General features: G+C 41.3%; 17 protein-coding genes and 4 pseudogenes. 8 read left to right on the plus strand and 13 right to left on the minus strand.

Annotation, left to right across the window (positions count from 1 at the left end; all coding sequences use genetic code 11):
- Nucleotides 1-30: 30 nt before the first annotated feature.
- Both ACYRY3_RS20790 and ACYRY3_RS20795 read left to right on the plus strand, forming a co-directional pair.
- Nucleotides 31-290: pseudogene (locus ACYRY3_RS20790) on the plus strand (DUF433 domain-containing protein).
- Between the two features lie 706 nt (nucleotides 291-996).
- Nucleotides 997-1,353, plus strand: a complete 357-nt coding sequence (locus ACYRY3_RS20795) for a hypothetical protein (protein WP_460203520.1) — start codon at nucleotides 997-999, stop codon at nucleotides 1,351-1,353.
- A gap of 59 nt (nucleotides 1,354-1,412) precedes the next feature.
- Here ACYRY3_RS20795 and ACYRY3_RS20800 read toward each other — a convergent pair whose 3' ends face one another.
- Entirely contained in the window at nucleotides 1,413-2,276 is an 864-nt protein-coding gene (locus tag ACYRY3_RS20800) for a WCX domain-containing protein (protein WP_460203521.1), read from the minus strand.
- Between the two features lie 270 nt (nucleotides 2,277-2,546).
- On the opposite strand from ACYRY3_RS20800, the gene ACYRY3_RS20805 reads away from it, so the two are divergent.
- Nucleotides 2,547-5,192 (plus strand): CRISPR-associated protein Csc3, encoded by a 2,646-nt coding sequence (locus tag ACYRY3_RS20805; RefSeq protein ID WP_460203522.1) that lies wholly within the window; start codon nucleotides 2,547-2,549, stop codon nucleotides 5,190-5,192.
- Here the strand turns inward: ACYRY3_RS20805 and ACYRY3_RS20810 are convergent.
- From ACYRY3_RS20810 to ACYRY3_RS20830, 5 genes and pseudogenes are all read right to left on the minus strand, one after another.
- Nucleotides 5,123-5,590: pseudogene (locus ACYRY3_RS20810) on the minus strand (ABC transporter ATP-binding protein); the annotation flags it as partial. The gene ACYRY3_RS20805 and the pseudogene ACYRY3_RS20810 sit on opposite strands and share 70 nt — an antisense overlap.
- Nucleotides 5,591-5,605: 15 nt before the next feature.
- On the minus strand, nucleotides 5,606-6,448 hold the full coding sequence (locus ACYRY3_RS20815) for an ABC transporter permease (RefSeq protein WP_460203523.1): 843 nt from the start codon (nucleotides 6,446-6,448) through the stop codon (nucleotides 5,606-5,608).
- A 22-nt stretch (nucleotides 6,449-6,470) separates the two neighbouring features.
- A complete protein-coding gene (locus ACYRY3_RS20820) occupies nucleotides 6,471-6,899 on the minus strand; it encodes a hypothetical protein (protein ID WP_460203524.1) in 429 nt (142 codons plus the stop codon).
- Nucleotides 6,900-7,667: 768 nt separating this feature from the next.
- On the minus strand, nucleotides 7,668-8,975 hold the full coding sequence (locus ACYRY3_RS20825) for a glycosyltransferase family 4 protein (RefSeq protein WP_460203525.1): 1,308 nt from the start codon (nucleotides 8,973-8,975) through the stop codon (nucleotides 7,668-7,670).
- A 1,927-nt stretch (nucleotides 8,976-10,902) separates the two neighbouring features.
- The gene (locus tag ACYRY3_RS20830; RefSeq protein ID WP_460203526.1) at nucleotides 10,903-11,076 is read right to left on the minus strand and encodes a hypothetical protein; all 174 of its coding nucleotides are present in this window, start codon (nucleotides 11,074-11,076) and stop codon (nucleotides 10,903-10,905) included.
- On the opposite strand from ACYRY3_RS20830, the gene ACYRY3_RS20835 reads away from it, so the two are divergent.
- Nucleotides 11,075-13,240: a GumC family protein gene (locus tag ACYRY3_RS20835; RefSeq protein ID WP_460203527.1), complete on the plus strand. Its 2,166-nt coding sequence runs from the start codon at nucleotides 11,075-11,077 to the stop codon at nucleotides 13,238-13,240. The genes ACYRY3_RS20830 and ACYRY3_RS20835 overlap by 2 nt on opposite strands.
- A gap of 103 nt (nucleotides 13,241-13,343) precedes the next feature.
- Here ACYRY3_RS20835 and ACYRY3_RS20840 read toward each other — a convergent pair whose 3' ends face one another.
- On the minus strand, nucleotides 13,344-14,933 hold the full coding sequence (locus tag ACYRY3_RS20840) for a helix-turn-helix domain-containing protein (protein ID WP_460203528.1): 1,590 nt from the start codon (nucleotides 14,931-14,933) through the stop codon (nucleotides 13,344-13,346).
- A 1,183-nt stretch (nucleotides 14,934-16,116) separates the two neighbouring features.
- Between ACYRY3_RS20840 and fdxB the strand changes: the two genes are divergently transcribed.
- From fdxB to ACYRY3_RS20855, 3 genes and pseudogenes are all read left to right on the plus strand, one after another.
- Nucleotides 16,117-16,410, plus strand: coding sequence for a ferredoxin III, nif-specific (gene fdxB, locus ACYRY3_RS20845; protein ID WP_460203573.1), 294 nt, complete (start codon nucleotides 16,117-16,119; stop codon nucleotides 16,408-16,410).
- A 738-nt stretch (nucleotides 16,411-17,148) separates the two neighbouring features.
- Nucleotides 17,149-18,147 (plus strand): cytochrome c oxidase subunit II, encoded by a 999-nt coding sequence (locus ACYRY3_RS20850; protein WP_460203529.1) that lies wholly within the window; start codon nucleotides 17,149-17,151, stop codon nucleotides 18,145-18,147.
- A 105-nt stretch (nucleotides 18,148-18,252) separates the two neighbouring features.
- A pseudogene (locus ACYRY3_RS20855) lies at nucleotides 18,253-19,272 on the plus strand (cytochrome c oxidase subunit I); the annotation flags it as partial.
- A 1-nt stretch (nucleotide 19,273) separates the two neighbouring features.
- Here ACYRY3_RS20855 and aat read toward each other — a convergent pair.
- Nucleotides 19,274-19,750 (minus strand): annotated as a pseudogene (gene aat / locus ACYRY3_RS20860) (leucyl/phenylalanyl-tRNA--protein transferase); the annotation flags it as partial.
- Nucleotides 19,751-19,885: 135 nt separating this feature from the next.
- Here aat and ACYRY3_RS20865 point away from each other — a divergent pair.
- Complete coding sequence (locus ACYRY3_RS20865) at nucleotides 19,886-20,215, plus strand: hypothetical protein (protein ID WP_460203530.1); 330 nt, start codon at nucleotides 19,886-19,888, stop codon at nucleotides 20,213-20,215.
- Nucleotides 20,216-20,286: 71 nt separating this feature from the next.
- Here ACYRY3_RS20865 and rpsN read toward each other — a convergent pair whose 3' ends face one another.
- The 5 genes from rpsN to ACYRY3_RS20890 form a co-directional block, all read right to left on the minus strand.
- Nucleotides 20,287-20,589 (minus strand): 30S ribosomal protein S14, encoded by a 303-nt coding sequence (rpsN, locus tag ACYRY3_RS20870; protein ID WP_460203531.1) that lies wholly within the window; start codon nucleotides 20,587-20,589, stop codon nucleotides 20,287-20,289.
- Nucleotides 20,590-20,679: 90 nt separating this feature from the next.
- Nucleotides 20,680-21,402 (minus strand): endonuclease III, encoded by a 723-nt coding sequence (gene nth / locus ACYRY3_RS20875; RefSeq protein WP_460203532.1) that lies wholly within the window; start codon nucleotides 21,400-21,402, stop codon nucleotides 20,680-20,682.
- Complete coding sequence (gene rseP, locus ACYRY3_RS20880; RefSeq protein ID WP_460203533.1) at nucleotides 21,378-22,475, minus strand: RIP metalloprotease RseP; 1,098 nt, start codon at nucleotides 22,473-22,475, stop codon at nucleotides 21,378-21,380. The genes nth and rseP overlap by 25 nt, the downstream gene beginning before the upstream one ends.
- Nucleotides 22,476-22,601: 126 nt before the next feature.
- Nucleotides 22,602-23,882, minus strand: coding sequence for a serine--tRNA ligase (gene serS, locus ACYRY3_RS20885; RefSeq protein WP_460203534.1), 1,281 nt, complete (start codon nucleotides 23,880-23,882; stop codon nucleotides 22,602-22,604).
- Nucleotides 23,883-23,999: 117 nt separating this feature from the next.
- Nucleotides 24,000-24,572, minus strand: a complete 573-nt coding sequence (locus tag ACYRY3_RS20890) for a DUF3611 family protein (RefSeq protein ID WP_460203535.1) — start codon at nucleotides 24,570-24,572, stop codon at nucleotides 24,000-24,002.
- Nucleotides 24,573-25,424 lie beyond the last annotated feature (852 nt).

Genomic DNA, 25,424 nt, shown 5'->3' on the forward strand with positions numbered 1-25,424 from the left:
ACCGAATTAACCAGAAGGATGGGGAATACTATGACCAAAGATAATTTGCTATCAAGAATTTCCATCGACCCGAATATTTGTTTTGGCAAACCTCATATTCGCGGACATCGCATCCCAGTTTCTCTGATTCTCGATCTCCTGGCTGGTGGCGAAACTATTGAAGCAATTCTTGAGGAATATCCGAGTATTGAGCAGAAGACGTGCTGGCTTGTATTGCCTATGGAGCAGAAATGTCACGGGATGTTTTTGTTGAAATTCCTTTAGGTACAACCAAGGAAGCAGATGTATAAAGTTAAAGCTGGACAAAGGGGTGTAAGCGAAGATAAAACCTTACATCATCATACTCATACTCTGTAAACTTGTGCTAAATACTCCGATAATCTAGAGCATCGGTGTAGAAATCATAAAAAATCCAATTTTTTGTAGAGACCAAGCATGGCTAGTCTCTACATTCACGAAAAATCAAGGATTACAGCAGAGAGAAAATGTATTTTTTGTTCCCATTTTGACTACTGTATTGGCGCTCTAGCAGATTAGTGCAGGCTAGGGTAGATAACTAACCATGATTAAGTGTAACTTTTTACACAATAATCCGCGTTCAGCACTACTACAAAGAGCTATTACTTATTTTTGCCGCGTTGCACTAGTGGAAAAGTTTCTTAACCATTCAGTTTTGACAACTATCAAAAGTCCATACAGATCAAGAGCTACTAACTGGACTGAAAGGGAAACAAGAGAGACATAATTACTTGAGGTTTTTATCCCTGATAGGGATTCACTTATCTTGCTCATAAGACAAGAAAGAGGGCGTCAACACTATTGAGTAGCTCGTGTTTCAATCCCTAATAGGGATTCATACTCACTGATTAGTTCCAGAGAGCTTGCCCTCTTAGAAATACTAGCAGAAAGAAAGGCAACCTTATATAATACTTTTGGGGTTACTAGTAATAATACCATAACTATTAGTAACTCGTAACCTAAAATAGGAAACTTTCAATGCTGAATCAGAAGACTGATTTAGAAGTAATCTGCCGTCAGGTATTAATGCTTCAACTCCAGATGCTTCAACTCCAGATAGTTGATTCAATCAAAGCAGAGCGGCGTCAGAATGTCATCCAGGACTATCGGCTCACAGACAATGACAACGGCATTAGTAATCTAGAGAAACAGAATGAAGAAATTTTGCGGACACTTGCAAAATTTGACAAGAAGTTGAGTATCTATGAAACCCAACTTCAAGAGTTTCAGGATTCAGTCCAACTTTTGGAGGCTGAAATTCCCTATCTCAGACACCTAGTATGTAGGAATGAGGAGCTACAAAATGAAAGAGATTTTTTTTACCCACCAGATTAAGATGCTGTTTACAGTTAATATGCTAAGCCCAGACATTTATTTTGAACTGGGTGATACTATCAAGCATCGGTATCAATCTCATATAACTGGTAGAGAGTGCGGAGCTTGCGCTTAAGGCGATCGCGCATACTATCAGGCGCGACAATCTCGCACTCATCCCAGTAACGAGCAATTTCCCTAATAAGCCAAAACTCGTTGGCGACGCGTCGCACGACTTGGCGCACATCTCCAATGAGTTTATCATCAACATCATCATCTTTGGGTTTATAGCTTTTTTTCATCCAACCTCGAAAGTGTAAGTACACTTTTAAATAATCTAGCTGTCCTCGCCAATTGCCGTTGATAGGTACAGCAGATTTGATGCCGTCGTAGGTTAAACAACGGTTGTGCCATAGTTCTGGTAGCTCAGGAATATCTTTTTCAACATCTTGTGTTTCTTCACACCAGACGAGAAGATAAAAGCGATTATCAAAAGAGCGAGGTTCTGCATGACGTATAGTATATTCCAGTTCTAGTCCTTGAGAATTACGATAGAGAATGTAGAAAGGCTGTTGCGTTTTCATCCATTCCTCAATCTGACGCCGCCATCCTTGAGTAGATTGGCTAATTTGTTTCATTAAGGATTGACGCAGGGGAGGTTCAAGATTACCTCGCTCTAGTAAAAGCGCAAGTACAGTTTGGGCTTCCCCAATACGACCCGCATCGTTTAAAACTTTTATAGCCTGTTGCAAAGCATTAACCTGGTTTGAGTTCAGGCGAAAGGGCTGTCCCACTTCAAGGGATTGTTCTGCGATCGCCACTATTAAGCCAGAAATACTTGGTTCTTTGCCCCATAGGATTTTGAGGCTGCGAGCAATTTCCTCCAACTTTTCCTTGGTTCCGGGTGGAATTGACAGTGTAATCGTGTCTTTTTTTCTAGGCATTCTCTACAAATGTACTTGCACTCGCAAAAATTTTGTGCGATAGTCGTAGATGTAATTATAAATCTAGTAGCGAGCAAGTGCGGCGAGATTATTGTTGAGGAAATCATTTCTCATTGCGGATGTACCTGACTTACAACTTTGCAGTCAGATCGCACATCATTAAGTGAACACTGAATAAAACTTTCATAGCAGTGAAACATCAGTGTAATTAACAGTCTCAATAACTTGCTTTGTAACATAGACTCAATTTTGAATTCCATTATCTTTGATATGCCTAAGCGCACTCGGCTTTTGAATGGTCCTCCGAAAACATTGGAAGAACGTTATTTTAGTGAAATTCGCCCCCTATTCTACGAACGATTGGGGACTCATCATCAGTATGGTGTTAGGAAAGGAACTACTCTTGCAGAACACTTAGATTCTGCTTGTCAGTTCATGTTGACCGTTAGCCGGATCGCTGAAGTTCCAGAAGACAAACGACCTGTGCTGTTAGCAGCAACTGCAGTTCACGATTTAAATAAATTAGACCCACAAGAACGCAAGGTGAAAACCTTGGCTAGAGACAGGAACTTTTTACAACAACAGTTTGAACTTGCAGGTGTACTGGGTTTCGTCTCAAATGAAGAAGATTTTGAGTTAGCCAGACGGCTGATTGAACGGCATTCCGGGCATAATGTCACCGATGGCGCGAGGTTTTTACCAGAAGATCCCAACATTGAACGTTGGGCGGCGATGATAACGGCTGCTGATTTATTTGATCTCGGAATTCCTGATGCAGAACGTTTTCGCAAAGTTCAAAATGAATTGACAGTTGCATTTGACCGTTCTAGCAACCTTTTCAGAGTAAGCTTGTCAGAGGACAGAGGTTATATTACTGCACTTTTACTAGGCGCGTGTGAAGAGGTTTTGAGAAAATACCGCTTGTTTCCTCTTGCTATTTTCCCTGATGGTGAACTTTTTGAGGGAGCAGCGATACCAGAGGTAGATTTAGCAACCGAAATAGCTGGTATTTGGCAAAGGAAGATTGACGAAGTTTTTGGAAATAATATTGAACGACTAGTCAGACCCACTAAAGATGGAATCAAAGTTGCTCAACAAGCGATTCAACAAAATATTGAAGAGGTATTGGTCAATGTAGAAGCACTTTTAGAAAAGAAAAAAGCGGGTTATAAAGCAGATAAAGTTGCAAAAGATATAACAAAGTGGGGTGATACTGCTGGTTCTGAAGCTATAAAGAAGGCATCTGAACTGGGGTTATTACCTGTAAGTGATGCAGAAGAGTTCGCAATATCTGAAGGATTGAAAGCTGCATACCTCAGCTATCGGGAAGTCGGATTAAACCCAAAAGAAGTTTGGGACAAAATTGCTCATCATGTAGGCATTTCTGAACAACAACGTCCAGTATTAGAAGCATTTAACGGACAATACGGACGACCTTTGTTTGCAGCAAAGGCAGTAGTCAAAGGTATCGAAGGTATTAAGGAGGCGTTACGAGAGTCTTTTCAACTGAGAAAAGAAAGTACACAAGCATCACAAGTAACAGGAATATCAGAAGAAATGGTTTCTGTTGTCAATCGAATGCTAAATTTACCTATTTCATCTAAATTTGATGGACTAAAGGAATTAGATGCTTATGTGGAAGCTAATCCCAGACAGAGGTGTTCTCTAGGTTTTACTTCCAATGATATTGACGAGCTGATTTCTGATGCTATGCCTCCCGGTACAAAGGTACAGGCTTTTTCTAACCGCTTGCCTGGTGGAATCAGTGCAGAACCAAAAAGACAAGCAGATTCAATTGCAGCATTAGCATACCAATTGATGACAGTTGGAGCAAACTTTCCTGCTATCAAAAAACAAGACCCGCTGTATTTACACTTTGCATTGCCTAAAGGTTCAAGCCCAGAACTGTTGAGATTTTGGCGGGAATACTTAGAAAGGCTTGCTGCTACTAATGCTGAAGGTGGCACTGTCACAGTTGATGAACTCCAACTTTATCGAGAAAATTCTCTAGACTTTAAACCTAACAAAGTTGTCGGGTTTGCTTTTCCTAAACGTCGAGACTTTGTTCATACAACAGTTATTCTTCCGTTGGTTTGGGGTGATGCAAATGCTTCTTTAGCTTTACTCAAATCCCTACGTTTGGCTTTAGAGATGTCTTTATCCTCAGAGTTTGGATTTCCTTTCTCTCTCGGTGGAAATTTGGAAGTAGAAATATCGCATGATAGTGCTGAAAGTAGGATTTTTGGACGGGTGGAAGGAATACCAGCAGCGCTTACCCCTCTTTTAAGAAATGGACATTATTGTCGATGTAAGGATGAAGAATCGCAAAAAAACACAGATATTATCAGCGCTGAAAGAATTCTCGAAAGCCTGCAATGCATAGGAAAACTCGCCATATCTGTTGCCAATATTCAGAAAGTAGATGATTGCCTGTATGATTTAGCCCGTGCTTGTGCAAGACCAATTGAACTTTATTACGTACTTTTACGATGGGCTTTGCGAGAGCAAGATGAACCAAATTTAAGTGTAATTTGGAACCGAATTCGGGAACCATTAAATACTCTATTGGAGAACCTTATGCCTGATGAAAACTCACTATTAACCCAATATCTTAAAGAAGCGGCTCAAGTGGCTGCTGAAGGGAAAATTTGGGGAAGTTCGTTTAAGCGAACTGCACAAGCTGAACCTTTTACAGCCTTTATCTCAGCTATTCGCTCTCAAAAGCCTCATTTGGGTTTAGATATTATTTTTGCTGCTTTAATTCAACAGTATCATACTCGCTTAGATCGCATTCGCGAATATGGGGTAGGTCAAACTAAGTATGAGCAAATCAAACGTTATTACGAAGCCACAATTTCATCAAATTTCTTTTCAATCTCGGCTTTGCTCATTCCCAAAACCGAACCATTGAGGTAAATATTCTCTCGCCCTGTGAGTTCTGGGTGAAATCCTGTCCCTACTTCCAGTAAACTTGCTACCCGCCCTTGAATGGTGATGCTTCCTTTGGTTGGTTCTGTAATTCTGCTTAAAACTTTTAAGAGTGTTGATTTCCCCGCCCCATTGCGTCCGATAACTCCAATGGCTTCACCTTGTGAAATCTCAAAACCAACATCTCTCAATGCCCAAAACTCTTCACGATGTGGATAGGATGCTTTTTTTTGAGATGGTTTGAGCAATCCCTTAGTGAGAGATTTGGCTCCAGTCGCGATCGCATCACGTAGAGATTTGTAGCGATAGCGACCGGAATTTCCCTCCTGGTGACTGATGATATATTTTTTCCCTAGATTTTTGACACTAATGACTGTATCAGACATCCGCTTTACTCCTTATTAAATGACGTCAGCAAACGTCCGCTCCATCTTGCGGAAGTACCAAATTCCAGTAACCAGTAAAAGGGCAACCAACCCTACAGATAAGGCGAACCCAGGCAAGTACAGTGTCGTATCTCCACCTAAAATCGCCCAACGAAAGCCATCGATCGCACTCACCATTGGGTTTAAAGAATACAGTAATCGCCATTGTTGTGGAACAATGCTGCTACTAAAGCCCACTGGCGATATGTACAGTCCAAACTGGACAATAAACGGTACAATGTAACGGAAATCTCGGTATTCAACATTCAGTGCTGCTAACCACAGCCCTGCTCCAATTGCCGCTGCAAATGCGATTAAGATAAACAACGGTAGCGTTAAAATTCGCCAATCTGGTACAAAGTTGTACCACGCCATGAGCCCAAGTAGAATCATGCCAGAAACCATAAAGTCTACAAAGCTAACTATGACCGCGCTAATAGGCACAATCAGACGTGGAAAATAGACTTTAGAGATGAGGTTGGCGTTGCTAATCAGACTGTTACTGCACTCACCTAAAGCATTGGCAAAAAACTGCCAGGGCAACATGGCAGAAAAAACCAGAATAGGATACGGTACACCTTCAGAGGGTAATTTTGCTAAATTTCCAAACACGAAAGTAAAGACGACCATCGTCAAAAAAGGTCGAATGAGTGCCCAAGCAAGACCAATTGCGGTTTGCTTGTAGCGCACTAGAATATCGCGCCAAGCAAGAAAATAAAAAAGTTCTTGATAGCGCCACAGGTCTTGCCAATACTGGCGTTCCGTGCGTCCCGCCTCAATCACTAGTTTTTGTTTAGAGGCAATCTCTTGATTACGCATAAATTATTGTTGTCTTAATGGCTCAACTCATAAACTTATAATCTTTAATGTTCTTGTAACTAAAAAAACGTGCTTGTCTGCGGGTAAACTCTCCTACTGAAGGGTTTCCCTCAGGAAAAATGACTCCTGTTGCTTGCTGCCAAAGTTCTGGCGGTGCTAGTGAAATTTCATAAGTACGGTTCTCGCCCTTGCGAACGTGATACCACTTTGTTTGTTCGCACTGCTGACACCAGAAAGCTTCTATCCATTCTCCATCTAGAGGGACTGCTGTCTGGTTTGCTACCAGTAGCAGGGCATTCCGCCGACTTATACCCCTCGCTTCTAATTGACTGGAGGAATCTGCGTATAGCTGATATTTCTGACTCATGCTATCCAGATAGCAACTATGGCTGGGGCAATAAATAGCTCGTCTTTTTGAACGTTTTCGATTTCGATCGCACCTTCTCTGCAATTTGACCTCCCATGGTAATAACAAAAAAGGAAGGTTACGTTGGATAGACTGAGATCAAAATGACCATCAAAGCCCAGCGCCTAAATTTACCAAATATTATTTAATTTCAAATCATTCAGTCATTGTTGTAGGGTTTTCTTTTTGAGATTTTTGAACTCCCAAAAATCAGGATTTTTATTTTTTGATTTTTGTTAGATTTGTCTGTGTTTTTGTTGGTTTTTCTGAATTTCATAACCCTCATTATACAAAAAACTTTTTTATACACTTAAGTATATTATTTAGTTATGATGAATTTTTCTTCTAAAAATTAAAAAGAAAGTATGAAGAAGATATAAATTGCCTCTTATGAGGTCAATTTCTGAAATTTTCTTGGTAATTTAGCCACTTCTTGCTTCAATAAATATTATCATTGCAAAGATTTGTTGAGCTTTTTATGTAAAGTTAGATAGAAAGCAAAAGGAAGCATAGCAGCCATTTTTATGAGTTAGTCAATAATAGAACATCAATACAGAAATTTTTAAAAATTTAGTTTTTTGTAAAGACGCGCCATGACGCGTCTCTACATCCATGAAATATCAAGGATTACAGCAGAGAGAAAATGTGTTTTGTGCTCCCCTGCTTGACTAGTGTACTGGTACTCTAGCTTTCTCTTGTTAGTTATACTTTTCTTGCTTTACGTCAAGAAAAGATGAATCAGTAGAAACGGTGAAGGGTGGATATTAATAATGTAAAGCCCTTATACAAAATTGATGCTTTGTAACTTTGCTTTTAATGTACAACCTTCTCCAAAACCTTTAAGTATTGCTGAGAGATGATTTGAGCAGTGAAGTGGGATTGCATATACTTACGACCAGCCATGCCCATACGCTTTGCTAGTTGGCGATCGCTATTGAGCAAGGAAATAAATTGAGCCAGTCCTTGACTATCTCCATTTTCAAAGACACTGCCACAGTTAGCATCTGCAATCATTTGCCACAAATAGGAGTACTTTGAGCAAATCACTGCTATCGGTCGTCCAGTTGCTAAAGCCGGATATAACTTGCTAGGAGCCACTAAGCTTTCCATACCCGCGTCCACACTGACCAAGGATAAATCGCAAGCTGTTAAAGAGTAAGGCAGTACTTCTTTGTCTTGATAGGGTAAAAACACTATATTATCCAGCTCTAAACGATGTGACTCTTTTTGTAATTCCTCACCTTTTGCACCCCCGCCTATAAACACAAACTGAATAGGCTCATCTTTTAAGAGTTTTGCTGCTTCTAAAATAGTCTCCATGTCATGACAGCGTCCCATATTTCCTGAGTAGAGAACGGTAAACTTCTCAACTAGGTTATGCTTCCAGGCAAACCAGTTTTGCTGCTTCGCAATGGGCACAATCAAGTCCGGATCGCCCCAACTGTGAATAACGAAAACTTTATCTGCTACCTGCGGGCAGTGAGACACTATCCGCATTTTCATAGCAGGGCTTAACACTATAATAGCTTTGGACTTTAGCCAAATCTTTTTGTTAATCCTTCGCCAAATCGCTGCTAACCAGTGCTCCTTGGAGAGCACTCCCAAGGAAATGGCAATATCTGGGTAAAGGTCATAGAGGATGCAGACATAGGGAAGTTGAAACAGGGTATCTGCTAAATATCCCAGAATAGGCAAGAATGGAGGCGCTGTTGTCAGCAACAAAACATTACAACGACGACTTGTTTTAAACAAATGGAGTATTGCTCGCAAGGTGAATAAAACTCCACCCAGCGCCTTACCACGAATTCTCCCCAACCAAAGTTGAGCAGAACGCGATCGCTGAATCAGGATGTGTCCGAATTTTTCCAGCGCTGGAGCAGAAGAGGTTTTAAAAGCATATCCGGGTTGGCTTGTAAAAACCTCAATTTCTACGCCTTGCTGTCCTAAATGTCTCACGAGTTCCTCAATTAATTGTCCGGTAGCTGCATAGTCTGGTGGAAAGAACTGTGTAATGACAGACAATCTAATGCTCTGTTTGGTCTTAATAGGTTCTGTATTTTTACCTCCTAGAGTCGAACTTGATTGCAACAATTTTTCACTAATCCGGTTTCTGGGTGTCATCGAATCCGTCCTTGAGCAAAGTTTTTCAGGTATCAATTGGTAAAGATATACCTCGATTGCTTAATGCCTTCGATAAGTTCTTGGAGAGTGGATTTCACTAAGCACATAAAAACAGCTTGCGTTTCACAGGCACTGCCGCAAGTGTCCCAAATGAATCAAACTACTTCCACAAGCGCAGTCTTGTAGAAGTAGCTTTACACAATTGTCAAAAAGATGATAATATTTCTACAAACGACGCACTACTTTACGTCTTGGCAATGCTAGCCCTAGTGTTAGGTCAACTCCCCTGCAAAGTTAGTTCATCCTACTTCTTGCGTGAGGGGGAAGATTGATATAAATTTGCTTTGCGATCGCTGTGAAAAATCATGTATCAAGCTATCTGGCAGTCATAAGTAACTTGTAATTTCTGCTTCTAGCATCCTACAGATACACTTTCTCCGCGATCCGGTTTTCCTCACTGTTCTATAAACAACAACGAAAGCTCCGTTGGATAGACTGAGATCGCAATGACCATCAAAGCCAAAATCCTAGATTAACAAAAAATTATTCTATTTTTATTGGTTTACAGGCTTAAGAACTTATTCGGTTTGTATTGTTAGTCATTTGACGACCCTTGCCAAAGTCGCCTCTTAACAGAACCAGTATTCAGTTCATAAACTTAATCTTTCTATTGATTTTCCATTTTTGTCTTGCTGGCTGTTTTCCTTTAGGAATTAAATCTTAACTATGAGTTTTACCTTCAATACAAGATATACAACATTTTTCAATCCCCTCATAGATAGATTTTGTATTTTTTTGATGAATTTTTTTTTTACAGAGAAATTTTGACAACAGACCACAATGGAGACTGTACTTATCAACCATATTGCATCTGCTACATGGGTTTCACCCACCTACTTGTCGATCTCTCAAGAGCTTGCGATTCACAAATGGTGTCGCAAGTTCTTCTACGATACAAACAATTTAATCATAGGGTTGTGCTTGTGAAAGCGAAGATATGTGGTTGTATAAGATAGCTGCATTTACGGATAGTTTTTTATAGCCTAGCTTAACCAGCACACTGGCTACTCACTTCCACAGCTTTGTATTAGCAAACAGTCTAATTTTCCCCCTAGTAGCGATCCAAGGGGGAAATGGAGGTAGATGATATCCATTTTTTCTTACATATATTTATTCACAAAGTTTTTTAATTCTGTCCTCTTGAAATACTTTTTCAACCGAAACCAGACAGTTCAAACTATATATTGAGGTTATCGGTCGCGTACTTAGCTTGTTGTAAGTACTATCTATGATGATATAAACACATCGCTCGCTTGATTACTCCATGACATATTCACAATTTACCATGCTTCAATTTTACTTATACATACAATAGTATCAAAATAACTTATGTACATCTACTTACGTAGTTTCCTGCTTTTCTGACGTAAAATTTTCAAAACACTACAGTACATAAGTACAATTACTGGACTAAAATCTTTTGATTGTAAAGACGATATGTACTACTAACTGAATAGTTTAAGCCTTGATGAAGAGACTATAAGACGTTAAAACACAGTATCGCTTATAGCTGGATGCGAGCGCGACTGGATTGATTAAATTTACTTATACTTTTTTGGTTTTTTCGATTTTGTTACCTAAATATAAGGAATAAACTATGCATTTGTTCTCACCCCTAAGGCAGAGAACGGCAAAAACAGCGCTTATTAGCTTGATTTTAAATCAATATTAAACTGTTTAAGTGCTCTCGAAAAAAGTGGCAAAACCTGGTGCCAGAAAGCACGACCTGTTGAAGCTCCGTAAACGAGCCAAAGTGAGTTTGTTTTGGTACTCAGACATTTACCGTTATCACTAGACAAGACTGCTACTACAAAGTAGAACATAAATTTTTACCGAAGCTTGAGTATTTATCTAGAAACTGTATAGTTTAGTCTGATAAGATTAGGTTATTATTTTTGGTCGCTTCAAAGCTGCCATAATCGAAGGTCACTGCGATCGGATGACAAATTTGCAGCAGTTCCGACTCAGTTGCCGTTACACCGATTGTTTCTGTTGTTATATAAATCCTGCTTGTGTTTTTTTGGTATTGATAATAAATCATGGAGAAACATTCTTCTCAATCCCCTAGTTCTGAGCAGAATAAGAACTTTGTCCCTTCAGTTGTTCACCCCCAAGATTTTCCGTGGTCTCAAGGACAAGGAGATGATTGGAATCTAGGTGAACTTTTAGGTACTGTACGGCGAAGGGGGCTAGTGATTGCAGCGATAGCCACAGTTGTCATGGGTGCTAATGTCTATTCAACCCTGAAACAGAAACCAGTTTATGAAGGGAATTTTCGGCTGTTAGTAGAACCTCTCAATCAAGAGAGCCCATTGCTAACTCTTACCTCGGACAAACAAGGCTCCAGTCCAGCTCAGCCCGGTTTAGATTACGAGAGCCAAATACAGGTTCTTAAGAGCCCAGAGTTGATGAGAGCCATTGCAAAGCTCTTGGCTGGCTCGTATCCAAACATTAACGATAGTTCGCTTGCCAATTCTCTAACTATCACTCGCTTAGGTGAAACCAAGATTCTAGAAGTTCGCTATCAGAGTAACGATCCGAAAGAGATTAAAGTAGTTCTGGATCGGGTTGCTGAAGCTTACTTAAAGTACAGCCTTGAAGAAAGGCAGACAAGCTTGCGTCAGGGACTTCAGTTTGTGGAAAATCAACTGAAGTCTATGCAGTTGCGAGTCGATCGGCTGCAAAAAGACCAACAAATTTTTCGGCAAAAGTATAAGTTAACCGACCCAGACGTCCAGTCAGCGCAAATAAACAGTCAAGCGAATTCTCTGTCTCAACAAAGACTGGCAGTCGATCAGCAACTGGCAACAGCTCGCGCCAGATTGACCAGTCTACAGAAACAAGAGGGAGAGCTAGTAGCACTGAAAGAAGCAACAGGTTATCAGCAGCTGATGGGTCAGGTGCGTCAGTTGGATACTCAAATAGCCACTGAATTAACTCGTTTTCAAGAAGACAGCCCTCCTATTCAAGCGTTGAAAGAGAAACGTGAAAAACTGTTACCCTTGCTCAAGCAAGAAGCAGCGCGTTTTTTAAATGTAGAAATGGCTAAGCTAGCTACTGATGTCCAAAGTTTAGAGGTTCAAAGCAAAGAACTTGCAAAAGCGGAACAAAAAATCGAACAACAACGCAGGCAGCTACCAGTATTGGCACGAAGCTATACTGAATCACAACGGAAATTGGAGATTGCAACAGAAAGCTTGAATCGTTTTCTCAGTACCCGTGAAAGTCTCCAAATTCAGGTAGCCCAGACAGAACTTCCTTGGCAGTTAATTCAAGCACCGATTCAACCAACAGCACCCGTATCTCCTGACATCCGTCGTAATTTAACAACGAGCTTTATCCTCAGTTTGGTGTTAGGTATTGGCGCTGCAGTATTGATAGAGAAACTAGACAATACTTACCAAAGCCTTGACGCCCTCAAGAAGAAGGTCAAAGAACCGTTATTAGGAGCTATTCCTTTTGAAAAACAGCTTCAAAATAGTTTACCTCGGACTTATAAGCCTAAAATTCCCATTAAGGCAGTCCCAGATGCTTTTTCCAAGCACATTTTTGGGTTAGCTGCAATAGCAGAACAAGGCTCTAGCAACTATTCCCCCAAATTTTTGGAAGCTTTGCGGGTACTGTATACCAATATCCAACTGCTAAGTTCCGACCGCCCTATCCGTTCCTTAGTAGTGAGTTCAGCGATGCTTGGAGACGGTAAGTCTACGGTGGCATTTCATTTGGCTCAAATAGCAACAGCAATGGGGCATCGAGTGCTACTTGTGGATGCCGATCTCAGGCAACCCGTGATTCACACCCTATCAGATTTAAATAACCAATGGGGATTAAGTAATTTAATTTCGACAAACTTGCCACTAACAGAGGTTATTCGGCAACCCCCTTTTATCAACCAATTATCTGTACTTACGGCTGGACCCATACCACCTGACCCAACAAAATTGCTTTCCTCAGAAAAGATGAAGCGATTGATGGAGAGTTTTCATAACACCTTTGACTTGGTAATTTATGACACCCCTCCCTTGCTGGGGCTTGCGGATGCTAGCCTGCTGGCACTCCACACTGATGGTATTTTACTGGTAACAAGAATACATAAAACAAGGTGTACGGTTTTGAAGCAAGCTTTGGATAATCTCAAACAATCTCCCATGAATGTCTTAGGTATTGTTGCCAACGGTCAAACGACTAAGTTTGATGTTTATTAACACTAGGGCAAACGCCAGCGATTGGCAATCAGCCATTGATATCAGCAGACAGCTGAGATTAATGGTTGATTGCCTGTGCTCTTAATTTGCGGTACGTAAAACTTTAAGCTATATTAAGCACTTTGCGGAGCAAAGCTTGGTCTTCTAATTTGGCTTTGAGACGACCATTTTCCAAATCACGAATCCAACTTTGGCTTTTACCTGCCAATTTCGCTAATTCCCTCTGGGAAAGGTTCAAATTTTTTCTGGCTTGCAGGATTTGTTCACCTAGCAAATACCCTGCTGTGCTTTTTGACTTTTTTTTGTTCTTAAGATTTCGTTGCTTTTTATCTGGTTCTGTTGTTTGCTGTTCCCACTCTTGGGGTAGCTCAAATGATAAAATTCGGGCATTCATAAGCATATTCCACTTACCACGGGGACCAGAGTCTGTTAAACGCGTTTTCCCACCTGCATCATGAATCCAAAAATCTAATGCTTCGTCTGGGTCTTCCGGGAGATTGACTAATTTTGCCCATAACGGCTGAATCTCTGGTGGATAGGTCACTGGGTCAAATATGGGTTTTATGCCATAATGGTTAAGGACTTCCAAATCATTTTCAAAAGTCCGCAGCAACCGCTTGCGTTCCTCTCTCTGCCTGCAAGCAACAGAGGTTTTTTCTTCGCCATATGCTACACGCAGTAGGGTAGGAACTGTGATGCGTTGTTCTTTACCCATTTTGGTTTTAAACAACAGCCATAGCATCAGTCTTGCTGTACCTTCATGTTGCTGCCAGATACTCATAACTGTTGTTAACAGGGATTTGGGCAAACTGCCATATTGATAAAATGCAGTTCTTTCCTTACATCCTTGTTTATTGAGGAAATACTGTGCCCATATACCTGCTCTCACTTTAAAGGTTAACCCAGTCAGGTATTTGCACCCAATATCATCTTCTTGAAAGTGATGCTGAATTTCCATCAAATCCCACAAACGAACTCCCTCTACAGAAAATCCCTTGATATAACCCTGTTGGGGCCAGTTAATAGAAACAATCAGAGAGCAAGTCTGCTGCACCAAGTTTTTTATCAAACTCAACTTGGCTGTTTTGCTCAAGTCTTTACGCTTCTCGAGCCCCAAATATTTCTCAATTTGGCGATCGTCAATCGTAAATTCTTGCTCCCAAGGTTTATCCAATGCTGTTGCATGAGCAGCAAAAATCAGATGGATACAAGCAGCTCTAATATCAAACTTCTCGACTGCCCCTAGCTCTGTGACAAGTTCGCCTCCATTATGGAAATCGGAAATATGAAATGCTATTTCCCCCTTCCCTTGATTAACTTGTCGGCGGTAACACACCTTCTGTGATTCATCAATGACCCAAGGTAACCACATTCTTTGGGAAAGAACATTACAAGCTTCCCAAATGACAATTGATGAAGCAAAGGGGTTGCTCTTACCGTTAGCAAATAGATCGGGGCTTGTTGCCTCTCTTAAGTCAACCTTACACCGCCCTCTTTTTGGCTGCATGGGAATTGGAGACTGAATTGGGCAAACTATTACACACTGAGGTTCGGGGTAATAACCTTCACAGTTGTTACAAAGACAAGGATCTATCCAGTATTCATCATTCTCGAGTTTGATAGCACCAGTAGGACATTGGGGACGGCAATTGTCACATCCAACGCAACTGTTGTTAGGAATCGTATAAGGCATAAGGCTTCTTCCCACTCTAATCGTTGAGATGTTTGGCTCAAGTCTCCCCTGGATGTGTCTTCTTTCTTAACTCCCCATCACCACTTTATTTTCTGGTAAAAATTTAATTTTTACCGTACTTATTACCCACATCTTTATTGGGACTGTGCATCCAATTGGAGGCTATTTAAGGATTGTCACCCGAGCCTATTTTTTAGGGTTCCTTACTCTATAACATTTCATAAATGTTTTTATAATTGTGTTCGTAATGAGCTAAAAGTGTTTTTATAAATTACGTTTATGAAGTAATTCAATAACACTTTTTTGTATTTATATATTTACTTTTGCGAGTGTTAATCCAGAACAAGTTAATAATAACCCAATTCTTTTCTCCCAAATTATTAATAACATTAATATTTTCCAATAGTTAGCCTTGTCTTATTTTATTGACATTTTACCTTTCAAAGAAATGAGGTGTATCAATGACAGTTACCCAAAAACATAAAGCAGAAAATATTTTGTATATGTCAGTACTTTTTGCTGTTAAGTAGGTTGTCACAAATAAAGTTAACAAGTTAGAGACGTTCTTTGTCATTTGTCATTGGTATGGGTTGCGATCGCTTTTACATTTTTTAACTTATGTAGTTTGATTCTCAACCACCTACTTATATCAAGTCTTACCCCTCGTCACCTCCACTTTCTAAGGAGAGGTGACGAGGGGTAAATTCAACTTGTACACTGCCACAGTAGCTTGACTAACGGGAGGTACTGCAGGCGGTGGGGTTCTTTCTGTGCATCTTCATATGGAAACGGTATTTTTAATAGTTTCTTGCCAAAAAATCTCAATAAATAAGTCAGCAAAAAGTCAAGTTCATAAGTTCACGCTTTCGGTGGGATTTAGCCCCACCAACAAGTATTGGTAGTTTTCTAGAGGAAAGGAAATCAGGCTGATTTCTTAATATTGATTTATGTAAATTGGTTAACCGATAAACCTAATTTGTTTTGATTGTGCGGCAAGGATTCAAATTTTAGTAGAAATAAGTTGCATTTAAAATATACAAACAAAATTCTCTTAATATTTTGTAAGTTATCAAACTTTAATGAAATAGAAGATTGTTGGGAGAAGTTAAGAACATCAAAAACAGCTTATGTTAGGATGAGCGTAAGAGTAACATTTGTAGACAAACTGGCAAAAGGTAGATTCATGGCAACACTAACAGGATTGACATTTGGTGGTAAAACTTGGACACCTCAATTTGTTCAAGAAATTGACAAAGACAAATGTATTGGTTGTGGTAGATGCTTTAAAATCTGCGGGCATAATGTACTGCTTTTAAAAGCAATGAATGAAGAAGGCGAATTTGTTGAGGATGAGGATGATGATGAAATTGAAAAGAAAGTCATGACAGTTGCTAACCAAGACAACTGTATTGGTTGCGGTGCTTGTGCAAAAATTTGCCCCAAAAATTGCTACACCCATGCTACCTTAAATAACTGAGTTGCTGTTTAAGTCTATAGGGTCAAAAAGGATAAAAGGTAAAGAATTAAGGAGAAAATGCTTTTTCCTACACTTCATGCTTAATCCTTGACTTGGCATATCGCTTCACAAGCAAGGTTTTTAGAGGGGAACTTTGATATTTACAGGAACTCAGCAAAAAGTTCACAGTAAACAAAAACGTAAATCACGAATTGTTATCTATTAACACAATAAACCTTGCAGCCAAAGACCCTAATCAATTGTTAAGACTAAGGCGACTTCCTCTACTACTGGTTTATGCTGAAGAAGAAAGCTTGTACACCTTGGAGTAGAGAGATAGTTTTGAATTTTATGGAGGGGAAAGATTTTAAAACATTATAAACTTTTCCCATCCAATTTTCCTAGTATTGACACAGAAAACGAATTAAGCTAAAACCTTGGCTACTGCTCGTTGTTCAAGCAAAGTTACTGGTTTTTAGTATAGCAAAATACTAAATATATAGGGTTGCAGGAATGTTCGCCCTACTAACCAATAACTGCTAACGCATTAGCCTTGTACAAATGTGTTCATTGAGAGGAAAGAGAAAACTATTTTTATCCTTGGTGTGAAGCATCAAAAACCTAAGATGCAATGTACTGGGTACAAGCTGTTAGTCATGACAAGGCACAAGAAAAAACTGGACTTTGAGCTTGTTTGACTGATAGCTTATACAACTCAGACAAATACACCTTTAACTATTTTTTAAAGAGCAGGTATTTATGCAACAAATTCCTGTTGCACTATTAACCCTAGTTGCTGGAATGGTCATTACACTTTTCAGCATATGGGTAGGACAAAACCACGGTCTATTACCAGTACAGGCATCGCAACAAGCACCCCTGGTAGACGGTTTTTTTAACATTATGGTTTCCATTGCTACTGCTTTATTCATTGTAGTAGAAGGAACCATTGTGCTTTTTTTAGTGAAGTTTCGTCGCCGTCCGGGAGACGATACCGATGGAATACACGCAGAAGGAAACCTTCCCTTAGAAGTTTTTTGGACTGCTATTCCATCAATTATCGTTATCTGTTTGGGAATCTACAGTGTTGATGTTTATCAACAAATGGGAGGATTTTCCGCAGGAAGTCATTCCCCGTCTCATGTTTCCCAGACCTCAGGAAGCGCTATTGCCGCAACTCTGAGTGACCCATCACAAAGTGAGTTAAATACAGCAACGCCTTCCTCCACGACTCCAAAATATGGCTTTGGCTCAACTCCTAAAGAACAAGGTCACCCAGCAGATTTGGTTGTCAACGTTACAGGAATGCAGTTTGCTTGGCTGTTTGACTATCCCGAAAGTGGTTTGAGTGCAGGAGAATTACATATCCCTGTTGGAGCCGATGTACAGCTTAACATTTCTGCAACCGATGTCATCCACTCTTTTTGGGTTCCACAATTTCGCTTAAAGCAAGATGCTATTCCCGGTATACCCACTGAACTGAGATTTGTGGCTACCAAACCAGGTACATACCCCATCGTTTGTACTGAATTGTGTGGCGGCTATCACGGTTCTATGAGGGCACAGGTTGTTGTTCATAACTCCAAAGAAGAGTTTGAAAGCTGGCTGGCAGAAAACCTAGTTGCTCAAAAGCCAGAATCGAAAGAAGTTGTTGCAGTTAAGCCAGCTGAGTTATCAACATCGGAATTTCTCGCACCCTACGTGCGTGATATGGGAATTCGTCCCGCAACTCTCCAGTCATTGGTCATTGGTCATTAGTCATTGGTCATTGGTCATTAGTCATTGGTATTACAGAAAGAACAAAGGACAAATGACACTGAACAAATGACACTGAACAAATGACACTTGTACAAAGGACAAAATATGACCCAAGTAGGACTTCCACGCAACACTCCTCCTGAAGACAACCAAACTGGAATTCAGGTGGTTGAGCATCAGACCCATTCCTCCCATCCTAAGGCTTGGAAATGGTATCACTACTTTACTTTCAATACTGACCACAAGGTTATTGGTATTCAATACCTAGTGACGGCGTTTTTCTTTTATCTGATTGGTGGGCTGATGGCGGTTGCCATGCGTGCCGAGCTAGCAACACCAGATGCAGATTTGCTAGACCCAAATCTGTATAACGCTTTCATGACCAATCACGGGACGATCATGATCTTCTTGTGGATCGTACCCAGTGCAATCGGTGGATTTGGTAACTATCTAGTGCCGTTGATGATTGGTGCTAGAGAGATGGCTTTTCCCAAACTGAATGCGATCGCCTTTTGGTTAAACCCACCTGCAGGATTGCTGGTACTTGCCAGCTTCTTGTTTGGCGGTTCGCAATCTGGTTGGACAGCATACCCACCTTTGAGCTTAATTACTGCCAACGCCGCCCAAACCTTATGGATACTTGCCATTGTTTTGGTAGGAACCTCCTCAATTTTAGGGTCGCTGAACTTCGTCATCACCATTTGGAAGATGAAAGTTCCCAGCATGAGATGGGATCAACTGCCCTTATTCTGCTGGGCGATTATGGCAACCTCTGTATTGGCACTTGTGTCTACTCCAGTCTTAGCCTCCGGGTTGATACTGCTGTTGTTTGACCTTCACTTTGGTACATCTTTCTTTAAACCAGATGCAGGCGGTAACGTTATTATTTACCAACACCTGTTTTGGTTCTATTCCCACCCGGCAGTTTATCTGATGATTCTGCCTATCTTCGGCATTATGTCCGAAGTCATTCCAGTTCACGCCCGCAAGCCAATCTTTGGCTATAAAGCTATTGCTTATTCAAGTTTGGCAATTTGCGTTGTTGGTTTATTCGTCTGGGTACACCACATGTTCACTAGTGGTACACCCGGTTGGATGCGGATGTTCTTCACCATCTCTACCCTTTCATCATTTGGGCGTCGAACAGTACAAATTGTCTTTCCCGCAATCTTTCCACTAACTTTACCAGCGCCACTTTCGAGCCCTCGGGAATGCGGTAAAACATCGACTCCCCAATAAAAGCACCCCCGATAACTATTCCCAAAATGCCACCAGCCAGTTCATCCCCTTGCCAAGTTTCAAAGCTATACGCCCAACCTGCTTGGTAAAGTTGCCAGTAAATCTCTTCTAACTCCAGTGAAATCCATGTGGTTTCACGGTTAGCGCAGCCAGCGACAACAGCTTTAAAATCCCGGTTGACTGCAACACTGAAACGTTCTTGATTGAGGACACGCCTTAAGGACTTGGGGTAGCGAAATCTTTCATCTAAGGGCATGAGAGTGCGATCGCGACTTCTATACCATCCCAAGACATTATTCTCATCAGCCATGAGAAAATAGCCTTGAGCGTAGCTTTGAACAATAGTAGCGATATCATAATTCATAAAAATCAACAGCTTAAGAGCCGTCAGCAATCGCCAAAAAGCTGTTAGTCCATCAACTGTAGACTAAAAAAGCTAATTGCCGATCGCTCGTTTATGCTCATAGCTTAATAAAAACACCTGCTTAATATAAAGACTATGAATGAATCAATTCCACCTATCACTTTACCACCCGCTCAAAATCCCTTCCTAGAAGGAGAGTGGTTGCAGTTGCGCTTGCATCGGTGGTTGGATGAAGAATTTATCCCAGAAGCAGTCAATCAGAGTATTGCCTCACGAGCTGCCCAAATCTTTGTACGCCAGCGCATGGAAGGAGAAAACGACTTAGGTTCTCTGGTCATTGCCATCGTCACCGAAATGCAGGCGTTTGATTTTTCCAAAAGCTTCTATGGAGAGTTTGCGGTTGCTAACGCCGTCAGCGATTTACTCTTAGAAAGTCTGGGAATTGACAAGTGTTGCGGGCAATAAGCTTAGTCATTAGTCCGCAAGTCATTCGTCATCTGTCCTGTGACCAATGACTAATGACTAATGACTAATGACTACCAGCTAGACTTAACCACTCCGGGCAAAAGACCTTCGTGTGCCCATTCCCGAAGGACGTTCCGAGATAGACCAAAGTCACGGTAAACACCTCTAGGACGACCGGTTAACCAGCAGCGGTTGCGGCGACGGGTAGGTGCGCTGTTGCGGGGGAGTTGTTGAATTTCGCGATGAATTTCCAACTTATCCAGAGGAGACTCTGCTGCTTTGAATTCTTCCAGCAACGCTTCTCGCTTAGCAGCGTATTTTTCAATCAGTTTAGCGCGTTTCTTTTCGCGCTCAATCATGCTCTTTTTTGCCATATTATCCGTAGTTTACTTTTTTGACAGCATTCTCCATTTTATATAATTGCACGCTTTGTGACCAAATTAGTAGGGTGGTCATTACCCAACTTACAACTCAAGATTTTCCTCCACCTTTGGCTTCACCGTTTCTCTTGGTACGTGAAAAGCAGAGGGGCAGAGGTCAGAGAGTTCACAAGCGTCACAAGCGGGCGATCGCGCTTTACAAATAGCACGACCGTGATATATTAACCGAATTGACCAATTTTCCCAATCTGGTTGAGGAACCAAGCGCATCAAATCGCGTTCAATACGGATGGGGTCTGAATGTTCGGTTAAACCCAGACGTTGGCACAAACGCTTCACATGAGTATCAACTGTTACCCCGACATTAATGCCATAGGCATGAGCGAGGACGACATTTGCAGTTTTCCGCGCTACACCAGGAAGCTTGAGTAACTCCTCCATCAGCTTTGGCACCTGGGAACCAAATTCGGTAACAATCATTTGACAGGCTGATTTGATATTCTTCGCCTTATTGCGATAGAACCCAGTGGAATGGACTAAGGTTTCCAACTCTGACAAGTCAGCACTCGCTAAACTCGCTGCATCTGGAAACCGACTAAATAATGCTGGTGTCACTTGATTCACACGCTCATCAGTACATTGAGCGGAAAGAATTGTTGCTACAAGCAGTTGCACTGGGCTTGAGTAGTTTAAAGAACAAGTGGCATCTGGGTAGAGGCGCTTCAGGCGGACTAGAATTTCTAATGCCCGTTGCTTCTTAGATGACCGTTTGCGGGTACTAATCACTGGAATAACTTTTGCACCCACTCCAATTGGGTAGTTTCTTTAAGAATGAGAAAAATGCCTAATCCCAAAAGTATCACCAAACCAGTTTGCATAACACCTTCTTGAATGCGATTGGGTAAAGGCTTACCCCGCAAACCTTCAATCAGCAGAAAAGCGAGTTGTCCCCCATCTAAAGCTGGTAGGGGCAATATATTAATGATAGCTAGGTTGATACTGATGAGAGCAGCGAAGAAAAACAGACTGCCTGTATCATTTTGAGCAATGTTAGCACCTATCTCCACAATCTTCACTGGCCCTGCTACTTGATTTGCTGTTTCTTGAAAATTGGTGATAAGTTGGACAAAGCCCTGGAACGTCATTGTGACAATCCGCTGAAATTCTGCAGCCCCAATGCTAAAAGCTTGCACTGGATTCCTCACGGGACGGCGCTCAACTTTGCCATTAGGAGCAAGTTCTACGCCAATACTGCCATCACCACTTGAATTGGCTTTAGGAACAACACTCAAAGACAATCTTTTGTCACCGCGAGCAATTTCTAATTGAATTGGCTGACCTGGGTGAGTTTTAATAATATTCCTTAAAGCTTCTATCTCTTGCAGTGATGTACCAAATTCTCTGTTATCGGCTGCTACTATGACATCTTTTGGCTTAATTCCGGCTTCTGCTGCCACAGAACTCACACTTGGTGCCAGCTGTTGAATTAACACTCCAGGTTGAGTTGCTTGTGCTGTACCGATAACACAGACTTGTGTCACAAGAAGCAGGTAAGCAAATAATAAGTTTGCTATGACTCCTGCACTGATAACAATTGCCCTATCTAAAACTGGACGGTTCCGCAAAAGATTTGGGTCATTAGGTGGAATCGTGCTATCCGGATCGTCGTCAGGAAAACCGACAAAACCACCCAATGGAATGGCACGGATAGCATATTCAGTCTCCTCTCCTTGGTACTTCCAAATAATTGGACCAAAGCCCAAAGAGAAACGGTTGACGTAAATACCTTGAGACCTTGCTGCAATAAAATGCCCAGCCTCGTGTACCAAAATCAAAACAGCTAAGACTGATATCGCTGCTAAACCCGCAAAAAATGACATAAGAATGAGTGAACTGATTCAGCTATATTTCTTTCCATTGTAGAGGTTAGTCGTTAGTGGTTAGTCGTTAGTGGTTAGTCGTTAGTGGTTTTCTACTAATGACTAACTACCAACCACTAACCTCAATCACAAAATCTCACGTCTCAAGTAAGGTTGTAGCGCTTCTGGTATCCGTACTGTTCCATCTTCTTGTTGGTAGTTTTCCAAAATCGCTGCCATTGTCCGTCCTACTGCCAATCCCGAACCATTGAGGGTATGAACGAATTGAGTTCCCTTTTTACCGCTTTCTTTAAAGCGAATATCAGCCCGTCGTGCTTGGTAATCCATGATGTTTGAACAACTCGAAATTTCCCGGTACTTTCCGGAAGAGGGAAGCCAAACCTCTAAGTCATAGGTTTTAGCAGAGTGGAAACCTAAATCTCCAGTACACAAGGATAAAACTCGGTATGGCAATTGCAACGCCTGTAAAATTGCTTCTGCATTGCCCACCATTTTTTCCAGTTCCTCACTAGAAGTGTCAGGATGGACAAATTTCACCAGTTCAACTTTATTAAATTGATGCAGTCGAATTAATCCCCGCATATCGCGCCCGTAGCTACCTGCTTCTCGACGAAAACAGGGAGTATAAGCACAGTGGTATATGGGTAATTGTTCCGCATTGATAATCTCACCACGATAAAGATTGGTGACAGGGACTTCCGCTGTTGGAACAAGCCACAAATCATCAGCAGGACAATTAAAGCTTTCTTCAGCAAACTTAGGCAGTTGCCCTGTAGCTGTCATGGATTCGCTATTCACCAAAATCGGAGGTAGGATTTCCACATAAGAGGCTGCTATTTGGCGGTCGAGCATAAATTGAATTAATGCTCTCTCCAATGCTGCACCAGCCCCTATTAAAGTGATAAAGCGACTTTGTGCCACTTTTACAGCTCGCTCAACGTTAAGGATTCCTAACTTTTCGCCAATTTCCCAATGGGGAAGAATGTTTGGGTTCTGTGGAAGGTATTCATCACCCCAACGGCGCACCTCTACGTTTTCTTCCTCACTCTTACCAACGGGTGTGGTGTCGCTTGGCAAGTTGGGAAGTGCAAGTAGATATTCTTTGATTTTGGCTGACAAGTCTTTTTCTTGAGGTTCTAGTGTCCCAATTTCAGCTTTGATGGAACTCCCTTCCTCTCGCAATGCTTTGACTTCCGATCCATTGGGGTCGCAACCAGCTTTTATCTTGCCAGGAATAAGTTTAGCAATTTCGTTACTGCGTGCTTGGAGTTGATTTCGCTTAGCTTCCAAGTCGCGTTGTTGTTGATCTAACTCAAGCAGCGGCTGAAGGTCATAGTTGCCACCGCGAGTATTCAACCTTTCCTGAACTAATTGTGGATTTTCCCGTATTTGCCTGATGTCTAGCACAGATTTGTCTCAAGTTTTAATAGTCATTTGTTATTTGTCATTTGTCATTTGTCATTTGTCAATGGGCATTGGTCATTGGGCAATTGGGCATTTTCCCCCTTATCCGTTCTCACTTCCCTACGGCTGAGGTTTGGAGATGCGATTGAGCAACCAAATTGAGGCAACAAGCCCTGCAAAATGCGCTGTCACTGTATTAGTGTTTGCTTGTACGACAAAAATATCTAGGGGTTGGATAATCCGGTTTGGGTCGATTTGCGTGTAAACACCTACACCACCCAATTGCGGCAACGTTAGTGATTTGACGATTAAAGTGCCTGCGATCGCCTGCGCCCCTAGAAGAGTCAACAGCATTCCTACAAGATGCACCACCAAAGCCAACTGCAAGATTTGAACGGTTTCAATTTTCCGAGGGCGGTTGCTAGGGTTAGAAGAATCCAGTTGCCTGCCAATTCTAGTGTAACGGAAAGCCAAATAAATTCCGACACCTAGGGCTATCAGTCCTGCAATTGCAAAAAAGGCACCAAACCCAGTTCCTGGATTATTGCTGTTGTTGCCACCTCGGCTAAAAACCACCGCACTTAGCAAAATCCCCCCAGAAACCACGCCTAGTACTAACTGGGTCCAAAAGCTAATCCAACCTGTTAGGCGAAACGCAGATGCGATCGCCCGGAGTCCAGAGGAATCTGACATACTCACATCACCAATATCTCGGGCGCTTGTTCAATTTATCACGAAGTTTCCCATCCTTGAAGCGCAAGGATTTTCATGAAACGATAATTTTTATCACATTGACTTGTTTATGCAAAAGCTTGGCTGGCACCCAAAGACTTTACACCTTTCCGAAGAAAAACTCTCCAATTCCCACCTTTGGGGTGCAACCAAAGGGAGAGATAATGTTATTTTCTCATTATCCTATGTTACAGTAAAAAATAATATTTCACAAAATTCAAGGTACTGAATTTCTCTTTTAGACGGCAAGTAGGTGCATGGTCTGTCTTGAACAGAACCACGACAGCCTTAATTGTAAATTCAGAACTCAGGCGGCATAGTTAGGCGGAAAACTTGCTATGGAACAGACCCAGTAACTTCTGCGAAACCGGGTTTTTGAAGAATGTAGGCTCGCATATTACCTTGTGTACCCTCATAACTTTATCAAAGGACTACATAGAGACATTGGATACCAGAAAGTAACTTAAGTGTAACTACTGTCTGTGGAACTTTTTTACTGAAAACTACACCTAATCTTTAGCATTACCTTAGGATAATTACTGTCTAGCAAAGTTTTGATTAAGTTGTTTATAAAAACTCCATTTTCCCTTTAGAATTGCTTAGGCGGTATTTTATGCTTAAGCAGTTTTTACGCCATCTGCATCACCTAAATTAAAGGCAGTAGTACCACTGCTGTCCAATAGCTCCTCAACACAACGCCAAAAGCTTGGGTAGGGGTGCAAAATTTTGCACCTCTAAAAATGGCGCATCCGTCCTACGACTTAAATGCGTAGGTATTTTGTAAATATGACTTTTGCCCTTTGGTATTACAGC

This window comes from Scytonema sp. NUACC21 (assembly GCF_054684315.1).

What these genes read in the sequence shown, in the direction of transcription:
- ACYRY3_RS20795 (WP_460203520.1), top strand. Translation starts at nt 997, where the DNA reads ATGCTGAATCAGAAGACTGATTTAGAAGTAATCTGCCGTCAGGTATTA.
- ACYRY3_RS20800 (WP_460203521.1), bottom strand. Translation starts at nt 2,276, where the DNA reads ATGCCTAGAAAAAAAGACACGATTACACTGTCAATTCCACCCGGAACC.
- ACYRY3_RS20805 (WP_460203522.1), top strand. Translation starts at nt 2,547, where the DNA reads ATGCCTAAGCGCACTCGGCTTTTGAATGGTCCTCCGAAAACATTGGAA.
- ACYRY3_RS20815 (WP_460203523.1), bottom strand. Translation starts at nt 6,448, where the DNA reads ATGCGTAATCAAGAGATTGCCTCTAAACAAAAACTAGTGATTGAGGCG.
- ACYRY3_RS20825 (WP_460203525.1), bottom strand. Translation starts at nt 8,975, where the DNA reads ATGACACCCAGAAACCGGATTAGTGAAAAATTGTTGCAATCAAGTTCG.
- ACYRY3_RS20835 (WP_460203527.1), top strand. Translation starts at nt 11,075, where the DNA reads ATGGAGAAACATTCTTCTCAATCCCCTAGTTCTGAGCAGAATAAGAAC.
- ACYRY3_RS20830 (WP_460203526.1), bottom strand. Translation starts at nt 11,076, where the DNA reads ATGATTTATTATCAATACCAAAAAAACACAAGCAGGATTTATATAACA.
- ACYRY3_RS20840 (WP_460203528.1), bottom strand. Translation starts at nt 14,933, where the DNA reads ATGCCTTATACGATTCCTAACAACAGTTGCGTTGGATGTGACAATTGC.
- fdxB (WP_460203573.1), top strand. Translation starts at nt 16,117, where the DNA reads ATGGCAACACTAACAGGATTGACATTTGGTGGTAAAACTTGGACACCT.
- ACYRY3_RS20850 (WP_460203529.1), top strand. Translation starts at nt 17,149, where the DNA reads ATGCAACAAATTCCTGTTGCACTATTAACCCTAGTTGCTGGAATGGTC.
- ACYRY3_RS20865 (WP_460203530.1), top strand. Translation starts at nt 19,886, where the DNA reads ATGAATGAATCAATTCCACCTATCACTTTACCACCCGCTCAAAATCCC.
- rpsN (WP_460203531.1), bottom strand. Translation starts at nt 20,589, where the DNA reads ATGGCAAAAAAGAGCATGATTGAGCGCGAAAAGAAACGCGCTAAACTG.
- rseP (WP_460203533.1), bottom strand. Translation starts at nt 22,475, where the DNA reads ATGTCATTTTTTGCGGGTTTAGCAGCGATATCAGTCTTAGCTGTTTTG.
- ACYRY3_RS20890 (WP_460203535.1), bottom strand. Translation starts at nt 24,572, where the DNA reads ATGTCAGATTCCTCTGGACTCCGGGCGATCGCATCTGCGTTTCGCCTA.